This window comes from Amnimonas aquatica, from assembly GCF_002943415.1.
GTDB lineage: Bacteria > Pseudomonadota > Gammaproteobacteria > Pseudomonadales > Moraxellaceae > Perlucidibaca > Perlucidibaca aquatica_A.
Genome location: NZ_PTQZ01000026.1, coordinates 1 through 12,393, shown reverse-complemented (window position 1 = coordinate 12,393; position 12,393 = coordinate 1). Strand labels below are relative to the sequence as shown.

Annotated in this window: 10 protein-coding genes and 2 pseudogenes; 1 reads left to right on the top strand and 11 read right to left on the bottom strand. The window is 68.0% G+C overall.

What is annotated here, in order from left to right:
- On the top strand, positions 1 to 366 hold a 366-nt coding region (locus C5O18_RS02350; protein ID WP_105191261.1), incomplete at its 5' end, for a LysR substrate-binding domain-containing protein.
- Between the two features lie 43 nt (positions 367 to 409).
- Here the strand turns inward: C5O18_RS02350 and C5O18_RS02345 are convergent.
- From C5O18_RS02345 to C5O18_RS02295, 11 genes and pseudogenes are all read right to left on the bottom strand, one after another.
- A complete protein-coding gene (locus C5O18_RS02345; protein ID WP_105191260.1) occupies positions 410 to 1,633 on the bottom strand; it encodes a DUF445 domain-containing protein in 1,224 nt (407 codons plus the stop codon).
- Positions 1,634 to 1,731: 98 nt separating this feature from the next.
- Positions 1,732 to 2,232: a DUF2505 domain-containing protein gene (locus C5O18_RS02340; RefSeq protein ID WP_105191259.1), complete on the bottom strand. Its 501-nt coding sequence runs from the start codon at positions 2,230 to 2,232 to the stop codon at positions 1,732 to 1,734.
- Between the two features lie 23 nt (positions 2,233 to 2,255).
- On the bottom strand, positions 2,256 to 3,551 hold the full coding sequence (locus C5O18_RS02335; protein ID WP_105191258.1) for an adenylosuccinate synthase: 1,296 nt from the start codon (positions 3,549 to 3,551) through the stop codon (positions 2,256 to 2,258).
- Positions 3,552 to 3,571: 20 nt separating this feature from the next.
- Complete coding sequence (locus C5O18_RS02330; RefSeq protein ID WP_105191257.1) at positions 3,572 to 4,765, bottom strand: ATP phosphoribosyltransferase regulatory subunit; 1,194 nt, start codon at positions 4,763 to 4,765, stop codon at positions 3,572 to 3,574.
- A gap of 207 nt (positions 4,766 to 4,972) precedes the next feature.
- The gene (hflC, locus tag C5O18_RS02325; protein ID WP_105191256.1) at positions 4,973 to 5,842 is read right to left on the bottom strand and encodes a protease modulator HflC; all 870 of its coding nucleotides are present in this window, start codon (positions 5,840 to 5,842) and stop codon (positions 4,973 to 4,975) included.
- Entirely contained in the window at positions 5,842 to 6,966 is a 1,125-nt protein-coding gene (hflK, locus tag C5O18_RS02320; RefSeq protein WP_105191255.1) for an FtsH protease activity modulator HflK, read from the bottom strand. The genes hflC and hflK overlap by 1 nt, the downstream gene beginning before the upstream one ends.
- 304 nt (positions 6,967 to 7,270) lie before the next feature.
- Positions 7,271 to 8,154, bottom strand: a pseudogene (hflX, locus tag C5O18_RS02315) (GTPase HflX); the annotation flags it as partial.
- A gap of 133 nt (positions 8,155 to 8,287) precedes the next feature.
- Positions 8,288 to 8,557 (bottom strand): annotated as a pseudogene (gene hfq, locus C5O18_RS10695) (RNA chaperone Hfq); the annotation flags it as partial.
- A gap of 149 nt (positions 8,558 to 8,706) precedes the next feature.
- Complete coding sequence (gene miaA, locus C5O18_RS02305) at positions 8,707 to 9,717, bottom strand: tRNA (adenosine(37)-N6)-dimethylallyltransferase MiaA (RefSeq protein ID WP_241146706.1); 1,011 nt, start codon at positions 9,715 to 9,717, stop codon at positions 8,707 to 8,709.
- 2 nt (positions 9,718 to 9,719) lie between these two features.
- The gene (gene mutL, locus C5O18_RS02300; RefSeq protein ID WP_105191253.1) at positions 9,720 to 11,618 is read right to left on the bottom strand and encodes a DNA mismatch repair endonuclease MutL; all 1,899 of its coding nucleotides are present in this window, start codon (positions 11,616 to 11,618) and stop codon (positions 9,720 to 9,722) included.
- A gap of 9 nt (positions 11,619 to 11,627) precedes the next feature.
- The coding region (locus C5O18_RS02295) for an N-acetylmuramoyl-L-alanine amidase (protein WP_206389693.1) at positions 11,628 to 12,393 on the bottom strand (766 nt) is incomplete at its 5' end.

Sequence of the window (12,393 nt, the reverse complement as noted above, 5' to 3'; positions counted from 1 at the left end):
ATGGACGTGAAGCGCTGGGTGGCCTATACCGACGCACTGGCGCACACGCCGGAAATGCGCTGGCTGCGGGAACAGCCGGACGTCACCCTGAGCATGCGCTGCGACAGCATGCGTGCCATCGCTGCCGCGGTCGCGGCCGGCGTCGGGCAGGGAGTGCTGCCCTGCTTCATGGCCGATGCGCATCCCGGTCTGCGCCGACGACCGGGCCGGCAGCCGCAACTGAGCCGGGACATCTGGCTGCTGGTGCATCGCGGTGCCCGCCGGCAACCGCGCGTGAAGGCGGTGACCGACTGGCTGGGCGAGTGTTTCTCGGCGGATGCCGCGCGCTTCCGCGGCGAACCCGGCGCGGACGGCCGGGCGACATGAAGGCGGCCGCCCCGAAGGAGGCAACCGCCGGGGCTCACGCCCCTCAGAGCATGAAGTGGATCTGCATTTCGCCGACCAGGAAGCCGAGCACGGCACCGACGATGATCAGCGACCACTCGTCTTCCTTGAAGGCCGGACGCAGCATGCCCTCGAACTCCTCCGAGCTCAGGCCCTGCATGCGCTCGACCAGGGTATTGCGCACGTCCATGGCGTCTTCGGCGTAGGACTCCACGTGTTTCATGGTCTCCGGCATCTGCGCCATGATACGCTCGGCGATCACGCTCTTCATCTCGATGTACTTCTGGCTGCCCACGGCGTAGACCACCAGCGGACGCACGATGCCGGTCTGCTCGTCGACCGTGCGCTTCACGTTCTTGTGGATCAGCTCCATGATGCGGTCGGCGAAGGCGCCGCGGAACAGCTCCTGCATCATGTTCGCCGGCGTCAGCAGCTGCTTGGAGATCAGCGCGGCGTAGTCGGCGGCGACTTCCTTCTGGCGCTTCAGGAACAGGCCCTGCCAGGTGAAGCCGAGCACCTTCTTCGGATGCAGCGGGCGGAACATCATCTGCAGCGCGATCCAGTCACTGAAGAAGCCGACGAAGCCGCCGAAGGCGGGCAGCATCCACGGCTGCTTGAACAGCGCCCAGCACACCATCTGGATCAGGCCGATGCCGAAGCCGAAGTAGAAGCCGGCGTTGCTGAAGAACCTGAACTCCTGGCGGCCGACCTTGCGGAAGATGTCGTTCAGCAGGCGCTTGTCCTTGAGCAGGTTGCTGATGACCATGTGCTTGATGTCGAAGTACTTGTCGATGTCCCGCTGCACTTCCGACATGATGGTCGCGACGATCGCCGGCGCCTCGCCCTTCACGCGCTGGATGATCTTCTGGCGCGCGAACTCCGGCATGCTCTCCCAGAGACCGGGCTGGTACTGCTGGGCGACATCGCGCACGATGTCCTCGGCGGCGGCCATCATCGGCGCCTCGATTTCCTTGGCGACACGCTGCGGGTCGAGGCGGGCGAAGATCTCCGAAGGCTTGATCAGCTTGCTGGTCATGAGCTCGACGGCGACCGTGGCCATTTTCTCCGCCTTGCGCGGCACGATGCCCTGCCAGCCGAAGAAGGGCTTGATGCCCTTGAATTCCAGCGGCGAGAACATCATCTGGATCGCCACCACCTTGGTGACGTAGCCGATGATGCCGCTGATGAACGGAATCGAGATGTAAAGCCACATGTTGGCCTGGAAGTCGGCAATGGCTTGTTCGATCATGAGCTCTTTCCTTGTTCTTGTTCTGGGAAAGCAGGCCTGCTTCCTGGCCCGATTATGACGTCAGCCACCCCTCCGCTGACAATGCCGCAGGACGGGTATCAAAAGGCATCTGCGAGAATCTGACGACTGACCAGTTCATTCTGTGCCGCCTTGGCACGAATGTCGTCGGCAATCATCTCCGCCAGCTTGCCGCCGACCAGCGGCACGCTGCATTCGACCGTCCAGGTCAGCGTGTTGGTGGTGATGCCGGTGGCCTCGGTCAGCTTCATGGTCGCCGATATCGACAGAACCGACACCGACTTGTTGACGATCCGCAGGGTGCCGGCGGCAGTGTCGCGCGACCAGCTGTCGGTCTGCTCGATCTCGATCGGCTGGTCGGTCTTGACGAACTTCTGCGCCAGCGCCGGCAGCTTCACGCTAGGCCGGCCGAGCACGCGCGTGGTGATCGCGAAGCGGTCGGCCTCGTCCTGGCAATCCAGCACGGCGAAGGACTCGTAGTCCATGCGCGCCAGCCGCTGCTCGACATAGGCGCGGCTGGTGATCATGGCCAGCACGCGCGCGAGCGGTGCTTCCCAGGTGACTCGGGTCTCGAACTTCATGGCACCGTCCTTGCGCGACCGGCTTACTGGAACGGATGGCGCAGGACGATGGTCTCGTCGCGGTCCGGACCGGTGGAGATGATGTCGATCGGGCAGCCGACGACTTCCTCGATGCGCCTGATGTAGGCGCGCGCATTGGCCGGCAGGTCCTCGAGCTTCTGCACGCCGACAGTGGACTCGGTCCAGCCCGGCAGCTCCTCGTAGATCGGCTTCGCCAGGTCGAGCGCCACGGCATCGGTCATCATGCCTTCGATGCAGCCGGCCTCGCGGCTCTCGTAGCCGACGCAGAGCTTGATGGCCGGCAGGCCGTCGAGCACGTCGAGCTTGGTCAGGCAGAGGCCGGAAATGGAGTTCAGCTCGACCGCGCGACGGATCACCTCAGCGTCGAACCAGCCGCAGCGACGAGCGCGACCGGTGGTGGAACCGAACTCGTGACCGACCTTGGCCAGGTGGTTGCCGGTCTCGTCGAACAGCTCGGTCGGGAACGGACCGCCGCCGACACGGGTGGTGTAGGCCTTGGTGATGCCCAGCACGTAGTCGAGGTAGAGCGGACCGAAGCCCGAGCCCGTCGAAGTGCCGCCGGCGGTGGTGTTCGACGAGGTCACGTACGGATAGGTACCGTGGTCGATGTCGAGCAGCGAGCCCTGCGCGCCCTCGAACATGATGCGCGCGCCCTGGCGGCGGAAGTTGTGCAGGATGCCGGAGACATCGCCGACCAGGTCGCGCAGCTGCTCGCCCCAGGCCAGCGCCAGCTCCAGCGTCTGCTGGAAGTCGATGGGCTCGACCTTGTAGTAATTGGTGAGCTGGAAGTTGTGGTAGGCGATGATCTCGCCCAGCTTGGAAGCCAGCGTCTCGCGGCGGAACAGGTCGCCCAGGCGCAGGCCGCGACGGGCGACCTTGTCCTCGTAGGCGGGGCCGATGCCGCGACCGGTGGTGCCGATGGCGGACTTGCCGCGCGCGGCTTCGCGCGCCTTGTCCAGCGCCACGTGGTAGGGAAGGATGAGCGGGCAGGCGGCGGAGATCTTCAGACGCTCGCGCACCGGCACGCCCTTGGCTTCCAGATAGGCCATTTCCTTGAGCAGCGCGTCCGGCGCCAGCACCACGCCGTTGCCGATCAGGCACTGCACGCCATCGCGCAGGATGCCGGACGGGATCAGGTGCAGCACGGTCTTCTCGCCGCCCACCACCAGGGTGTGGCCGGCATTGTGACCGCCCTGGAAGCGGACCACAGCCTGCGCGTTGTCCGTCAGCAGGTCGACGATCTTGCCCTTGCCTTCATCACCCCATTGGGTGCCCAGAACGACAACATGATTGCCCATGATTCAAATCTCGAGAATTTTCAGGATCGGGAGGAGAGGGGACGCGCCTGCCAGCGGTCGTCCTCGAAAACCAGTTCGCGGTCGCAGCCGGCCGCGGCGGCGTCGAGCGCGGCACCCGGCAGCTGCTGCACGACACGCTGCCCGGCTGCGCGCAGCTCGGTGATGGCCGTCGCCAGCGCGGCGGCATCGCCGGCCGGCGCCAGGATGCCGCGTGCAGCCGGCAGCGTGGCATCGAAGCCGAGCCACTGCTTGAGATCGGCGCTGAAGCCGGTGGCCGGACGGGCGCGGCCGAAGGCCTCGCCGACGTGATCGTAGCGGCCGCCCTTGGCGACTTCGGCGCGCTGGCCGGCGACATAGGCGGCGAACACCAGGCCGGTGTGATAGTGGTAGCCGCGCAGCTCGCCGAGGTCGATGTAGAGCGTGACCTGCGGGTGCGATGCCCGCAGCGCCGCGATCACGGCGTGCAGATCGGCCAGTGCGCGGGCCACGGCGACCGGCGCATCGGGCCAGGCGCGCGCGGCGCGGTCGAGCACGGCGATCTCGCCGCAGAGCGTGGGCAGCGGCTCCAGCGCGGCCTGCGCGCCGGTCTCGGGCACCAGGCGCGGCAGTACCTCGGCCCATTCCGGCAGCGACTTGCGCGCCAGAATGTCCTGCAGACGCGATTCGCCATCGGCATCCAGGCCGGCGGACTCCGCCAGCGCGCGGAAAATGCCGACATGGCCGAGGTCGAGGTGGATGTCGCGGGCGCCCGCCAGCTGCAGGCTGTCGAGCATGAGGCGGATGATCTCGATGTCGCTCTCGACGCCATCGTGACCGTAAAGCTCGGCGCCGATCTGCACCGGACAGCGCGAGGCCGACAGCCCGGTGGGACGGGTCTGCAGCAGCGTGCCGGCGTAGCAGTAGCGGGCGGGGCCGTCGACCGGCAGGCAGTGCGCGTCGAGGCGCGCCACCTGCGGCGTCATGTCGGCGCGCACGCCCATGAGACGGCCGCTGAGCTGGTCGGTGATCTTGAAGGTCAGGCCTTCGAGGTCGCTGCCCGAGCCGGTGAGCAGGGAATCCAGGTACTCCATGAGCGGCGGGAACACGAGGGCATAGCCCCAGCTGGAGAAATGATCCAGCAGCTTTCTGCGCAGCGCTTCCAGGCGGGCCGCCTCGACAGGCAGCACATCCGCCACCCCATCGGGCAGCAGCCAGGCATCAACGGGTTTGCTCATGACTTCTCACGTGCTCAGACACAAAAAATTTCCGGGAGAAATTTTTGACGTCGCGTCAGCGACGGCCCGAAGGGGGTCGGCCAGGAAAGGCCCGACACAAAAAAACCGAGTCGTCACTCGGTTCGGCATAGCTTACCACAGCTGGACGGGTTATGCCCAAGCGGGCCGGCGGCAGGCATTCCCTGCCGCCGGCCCGCGGGCACCGGCTCACTTCGGCGGCTGCTTCATGTAACGCAGGAACTCGTTGTCACCCTTCAGCACCATGACATCGCCCGGCTTGTTGAAGGTCTGGCGATAGGCCTGCAGCGAGCGGTAGAAGCGATAGAACTCGGGCTCCTGGCCGAATGCCTTGCGCGCGATGGCTGCCGCCTCGGCATCGCCTTCACCGCGCAGGGTCTCGGCCTGGCGATAGGCCTCGGCGAGGATCACGCGCTGCTGGCGGTCGGCCTCCGACTTGATGCGGTCGGACATTTCCGTGCCCTGCGAACGGTGCTCGCGTGCTTCGCGCTCTCGCTCGGTGCGCATGCGGTTGTAGATCGATTCCACGGTCGAGGCCGGGAAATCGACGCGCTTGACGCGCACATCCACCACCTGGATACCGAACTCGCGCGCCGCCACCACATTCACGGCCTTGGTCAGGTCCTGCATGAGCTGCTCGCGCTGGCCGGCGACGACCTCGTGCACGGTGCGCTCGGAAACACGGTTCTTGAGACCGTCGCGCACCAGCGGCAGCAGGCGCGCCTCGGCTTCGCGCACGACGCCGCCAGTGGCGGTGAAGTAGCGCTTCACATCGTCGACGCGCCACATGACGTAGGCGTCGATGATGAGGAACTTGCTTTCCTTGGTGAGGAATTCGGTGCGCTCGGCATCGCTGACCTGCAGGCGGGCATCGAAGCGGCGCACTTCATGCACCAGCGGGATCTTGAAGTGCAGGCCGGGCTTGAGGTCGGCCTCGACCACTTCGCCGAAGCGCAGCAGCACGGCGCGCTCGGTGGCCTGCACGGTGAAGAAAGCGCTGTTGCCGATGAACAGCAGGAAGAGGACGACGTACAGCGCCGTCATGTTGCGCGAGGGCATTAGCGGGCCTCCTCCAGGTTGCGGGTGGTGCGGGCAGCCTCACGACTGCCGCCGGTGGCGGCGGGCGGAATCACCTGACCCTGGCCGGACAGCACTTCGGCTGCCGGCGCCCCGCCCTGGCCAAGCTTGTCCATGGGCAGGTACAGCAGCGGCGCGGCACCGTTGGGCTCGACCACGATCTTGCTGGTCTTGCCCAGCACCGACTCCATGGTCTCGAGATACAGGCGGCTCTTCATCACCGAGGGATTCTGGCGGTATTCGCCCAGCAGGCCCTTGAAGCGGGAGGCGTCACCCGATGCCCGGTCGACCACTTCCTGCTTGTAGGCGCTGGCGTCGGCCACCAGGCGGGCGGCCTGGCCGCGCGCTTCCGGCACGATGCCGTTGGCATAGGTCTCGGCCTGGTTCTTCAGGCGCTCCTTGTCTTCCTTGGCACGGATCACGTCATCGAACGCGGACTTCACGTCACGCGGCGGCAGCGCCTCGAGAATGTTCACGTTGCGCACGCTGAGGCCGGTCTTGTACAGGTCGAGATAGGCCTGCAGGCGCGGCTGCATGTCCTGCGCCAGCTTGGCACGGCCCTCGCCCAGCACCTGCGCCATCTTGGCGCTGCCGACGACATGACGCAGCGCCGACTCGGTGGCATGCGCCAGCGTCGACTGAGGATCAGCGACAGCAAGCACGTAGAGACGGGCATCGGCGATTCGGTACTGCACCGACAGCGAGATATCGACGATATTCTCGTCCTCGGTGATCATGCTGGCGTTCAGCGGCATCTGCTCGGTGCGCTCGACATTGACCTTGCGCAGCGAGTCGACCAGCGGCGGATGCCAGTGCAGACCGGCGGTCTGCACGCTCTGGAATTCGCCGAAGCGCAGCAGCACGGCGCGCTCGGCCTGCTCCACGCGATAGAAGCCGAAGATCGCCCAGAGGCCGACCGCGCCGACGAGCAGCAGTCGGGTGAGCTGCTTCTCGCTCTGCGGGTCACCGCCGCCGAACATGCCCTGCAGCTTGTCCAGCACATTGTTGCCACCCTTGCCGCCACCACCTGCCGACGGCCGGCGCCCCCAGGGATCCTGATTGTCACCGCCGGGCTTCTGCCCCGACCCGGGTTGATTCCACGCCATCTGGCACTCCTGCTTTGTTATTCGCTTGCGGCGACCGGCATCACCAGTCGCCCTCGACACTTACATCGGCGCGCACCAAGCCCTCTCGGGCCAGGCACTGCGCCAGGTCCTGGGGCTGTATGCGCACCTGCAGACGACTGCCACCGGCATCGTCCGCGACTTCATTCTGAACCACGCCCAGGCCGTACAGGCGCGAACGCAACCTGGCCAGCGCGGGCGTCAGCGCCAGCCAGAGCTCCTCCCAGGGGCTGGCCAGCAGGGCCTGCATGGCGCTCAACAGCTCCGGCAGGCCCATGTCCTCGCGCGCCGACACCCACACGGAGGACGGCACGCCCTGATCGTCGCGCTCCACGCGCGGGGTCTGCCCCGGCAGCGCGTCGAGCTTGTTGTACACCAGAAGCACCGGTGCTGTCGCACCCACTTCGGCCAGCACCTCGGTCACCGACCGGCAGTGCAGGTCGCGCTCGGGGCTGGAGGCATCGACCACATGCAGCAGCAGATCAGCCTGCGCGGTCTCTTCGAGGGTGGCGCGGAAGGCGTCCACCAGNTCGATTTTCCGGCATTGGTGTAACCCACCAGCGATACCGTCGGCACGCCAGCCTTGCGCCGCGCCGCCCGGCCCTGCGCGCGGGTCTGGCGCACCTTCTCCAGGCGCTCCTTGAGATAGTCGATGCGCTTGCGCAGCAGACGGCGGTCGGTCTCGAGCTGGGTCTCGCCCGGGCCGCGCAGGCCGATGCCGCCCTTCTGACGCTCGAGATGGGTCCACCCGCGCACCAGGCGCGACGACAGGTGATCGAGCTGGGCCAGCTCGACCTGCAGCTTGCCCTCGTGCGTGCGGGCACGCTGGGCGAAGATATCGAGGATGAGACCGGTGCGATCGAGCACGCGACATTTCAGCTCGCGCTCGAGGTTGCGCTCCTGGGCCGGCGTCAGCGCATGGTTGAACAGCACGACCTCGGCACCCAGGTGCTCGACGGCCTGACGGATCTCCAGCACCTTGCCGGTGCCGGCATAGAGGCGAGGATCCGGACGCTGGCGGCTGCCGGTGATGACATGCAGCACCTCGACATCGGCCGAGGCGGCCAGCATGCGGAACTCCTCGAGGTCCTCATCCTGCCCGTGGTGCTGCAGCTCCAGATGCACGAGGATGGCAAGCTCGCCACCCGTCGGGCGCTCGAAATACTCCACTCAGCGCCCTCGCGACGGCATGCGCCAGCCATCCCCGTGCCGGACACGGGAACAGGCGGGACGCGGGGGAGAAGCCGTATCAGGAAAAGTTCGGCTGGGTGTCATCTTCGTCGTCGAAGTCTTCCAGGCTGGAGCCCGGAGCCTGGCCGGCCGCCGCGCTGCCGCCGATGGGCACGGTGCTGCCCGGCAGGGTCGTGCGCGGATTGCGCGCCGGCACCACGGTGGAGATGGCATGCTTGTAGACCATCTGGCTGACCGTGTTCTTCAGCAGCACCACGTACTGGTCGAAGGATTCGATCTGGCCCTGCAGCTTGATGCCATTGACCAGGAAGATGGAAACCGGGATGCGCTCTTTGCGCAGGGCGTTCAGGAACGGATCCTGAAGCGTCTGACCTTTTGACATTTTTCTTCCTCTCATGTGGCACCAAATGCGGCCACGAAAATTGTTGTGTTCAGCGTCGACCGTCTCGCGACGGCTCCCCGCAAGGCGGGAATGGCACGACTAAAATGCAGCCGGACGTTCCGTTATCGTGGGGTGCGTCCGGTGCTTTTTCAAGTGATCTCGCGCAAAAGCGCCTGCACCCGCGACAAAAGCGCCGGATCGGCGGGATCCAGCCCGCGCAGCCCGTCACCGGCAGCACCGGCAAAGCCGCGCAGCCAGGTCAGCTGGCGCTTGGCGAGCTGGCGCGTGGCGTAGATGCCGCGCAGGCGCAGCTCGTCGCGGTCGTACTGGCCGTCGAGGTGCTCCCAGACCTGGCGGTAGCCCACCGAACGCATGGACGGCAGGCCGAGGTGCAGGTCGCCGCGCGCACGCAGGGCGGCGACCTCGTCCACCAGTCCGCCGGCCAGCATCTGGTCGAAACGCAGGGCGATGCGCTCGTGCAGCACGGCGCGGTCGGGCGGCGCGATGGCCAGCCAGTGCAGGTCGAACGGCAGCGGCTCGGGCGGCGCCTGCTCGGCATGCCACTGCGACAGCGGTTTGCCGGTCAGCTCCCAGACCTCCAGCGCGCGCTGCAGGCGCTGCGCGTCCATCGGCGGAATGCGCGCCGCCGCCAGCGGATCGACCTCGCGCAGCCGCGCGTGCAGCGCCGGCCAGCCCAGCGCGGCGGCCTCGGCATCGAGGCGCGCGCGGATGGCCGGGTCGGCATCGGGCAGCACCGCGAGGCCATCGCGCAGGACCTTGAAATACATCATGGTGCCGCCGACCAGCAGCGGCACGCGGCCGGCAGCGGTGATCTCCGCCATGGCGGCGAGGGCATCGGCACGGAAATCGGCGGCGGAATAGGCCTCGGCGGGGTCACGGATATCGATCAGGCGGTGCGGCGCCAGCGCCAGCTCGGCCGCCGTCGGCTTGGCGGTGCCGATGTCCATGCCGCGGTAGATCATGCCCGAGTCGACGGAAATGATGTCGCAACCCTGTCCGGCCAGCGCCATGGCCAGCGCGGTCTTGCCGGCGGCGGTCGGACCCATGAGGCAGATGGCGGGCGGGCGGGTGTCGGCGACCGGCATGGCGCGGGCGGGCAGGTCGCCGCCTGCCGGCGCGGGCGGGTTACGGTCGGCCATGCTCAGCGGCCGCGCAGGAACAGGCGATCGAGATCGCCCAGGGTCAGGCGGGTCCAGGTCGGCCGGCCGTGGTTGCACTGGCCGCTGCGCTCGGTTGCCTCCATGTCGCGCAGCAGCGCGTTCATCTCGGTGATGCTCAGCTGCCGGTTGGCGCGTACGGCGCCATGGCAGGCCATGGTGGCCATGAGCTCGTTGCGGCGCTCCTCGATGCGCCGGCTGTTGCCGTGCGTGATCAGGTCGGAGAGCACGTCACGCACCAGCGCGTCGGCGCCGGCCTGCGCCAGCAGCGCGGGCAGCGCGCGCACCAGCAGGGTTTCCGGCCCGAGGCGCTCGACCTCGATGCCCATGTCGGCGAACACCGCCTGCTCGGACTCGGCGACATCGGCCTCGCGCCGGCTCACCGCCATGCTGATGGGCACCAGCAGCGGCTGGCTGGCGATGCCGGCGCAGGCCTGGTCGGCCTTCAGCCGCTCGTAGACGATGCGCTCGTGCGCGGCGTGCATGTCGACCAGCACCAGGCCGTCGCGGTTCTGCGCCAGGATATAGATGCCGTGCAGCTGCGCCAGGGCGTAGCCCAGCGGCGGCGGGCCGCCGGGCTCGTCGGCGGCGGGAAGCACGGGCGAGGGCACCGGGTCGGGCAGGACGCCACCCGTGCCGGCACCAGCGGAGGACCACGGCACACCGGCGACGCCAGGACCGGCAGCGCCGGAAGCATCGGCACCACCCAGATAGCTGGCATAGGCCTCGCGCACCGGAGCCGCGGACCAGTCCAGCCCGGACTGCCGGACCGGCATGCCACCGGCGAAACCGGGCTGCGCCGTGCCGCCGGCATCGGTGGACACGGCCCCGGCGACCGGCGCCATGCCATCACCCGCCAGCACCGGCGCGGCGTCCTGCGGACGCAGGTCGGCCAGCGCCCGGTGCAGGCCGCGGTAGATCAGGTCGTGCACCAGCCGCTGCTCGCGGAAGCGCACCTCGTGCTTGGTCGGATGCACGTTCACATCCACCGCGCCCGGATCGATGTCCAGGAACAGCACGAAAGCCGGGTGCCGTCCGTGATAGAGCACATCGGCGTAGGCCTGGCGCACGGCGTGCGAGACCACCTTGTCGCGCACCATGCGGCCGTTGACGAAGAAATACTGCAGGTCGGCCTGCGAGCGCGAGAAAGTAGGCAGACCCATCCAGCCATGCAGGTGGATGCCGGCGGTCTCCACCGAGATCGGCCGTGCCGCCTGCACGAAGGGCTGGCCGCAGATCTGGCCGAGGCGGCGCAGCAGTTCGGCCTCGCTGGTCGCCGGCTTGAGCTGCCAGAGCACGCGCTGGTTGTGGGTCAGGCTGAAGCTGACCTGCGGCGACACCAGCGCGATGCGCCGCACCACTTCTTCCAGGTGTCCGAACTCGGTGGTCTCGCTGCGCAGGAACTTGCGCCGCGCCGGCGTGTTGAAAAACAGGTCGCGCACTTCCACCGAGGTGCCGCGCGGATGCCGCGCCGGCTCGATCACCGCGGCCATGTCGCGGCCCTCGGTGCGCACGGCCCAGCCCAGCCCGCTCTCGTCCTGGCTGGAGGTCAGTGTCAGCCGCGACACCGAGGCGATGGAGGCCAGCGCCTCGCCGCGAAAGCCGAGCGTGGCCACGGCCTCGAGGTCATCGAGATGATGGATCTTGCTGGTGGCATGGCGCGCCAGCGCCAGTGGCAGGTCATCCCGCGCGATGCCGTCACCGTCGTCGCGCACGCGCAGGCCGGCGATGCCGCCCTGCTCGGCCTGCACTTCGACCACGCGCGCGCCGGCATCGATGGCGTTCTCGATCAGTTCCTTGGCCACCGAGGCCGGGCGCTCGACCACCTCGCCGGCGGCGATCTGGTTCGCCAGCCGGGCATCGAGCAGATGAATGCGTGCCATGCCGGAGCCTCAGTTGCGGTCGAACCAGGTGCCGGGCACCGGGTACTGGCGACAGAAGCGCAGCACGCCCTCGCCGATGGCCTGCGCCAGCTCGCGCTGATAGGCGGCGGTGCCGAGCTTGGCCTCTTCCTCGGCATTGGAGATGAAGCCGGTCTCGACCAGCAGCGACACCATGCCCGGCTCCTTCAGCACCGCGAAGCCGGCCTGCTCGACACGCGGGCTGTGCAGCTTGCCGACCACCGGATGCATGTGGCTGAGCAGGATGCCGCCCATGTCGAGGCTGTGCTTGAGCGAACCCTCGACCGCCAGGCTGGCGAGCACGTCGGTGATGGTGCCGCTCTCGACCACCGCGCCGCCGATGAGGTCGGCCTTGTTTTCCTGCTCGGCGAGACGCTGCGCGAAGCTCGACGTCGCGCTGTTGGCGCCCTGCAGCGACAGCGCGAACACCGAGGCGCCGCGCGCCGCGCGATTGGGCGCCGAATCGGCATGGATGGACATGAAGATGTCGGCCTTGTGCTCGTGGCGGGCGATCTGGCGGCGCCGCTGCAACGGAATGAAGAAGTCGCTGTCGCGGGTCAGGCGCGCGCTGATGCCGTCCTGCCGGTTCAGGTACTCGGCCACCGCCCGCGCGATGGCGAGCGTGACGTGCTTCTCGTACAGGCCGCTGCGGCCGATGGCACCCGGGTCGGCGCCGCCATGGCCGGCGTCGATGCTGACGATGATGTCGCGCCCGCCACCGGTGCGCTTCGGACGATTCTCGATCGCCGGCGGCGGA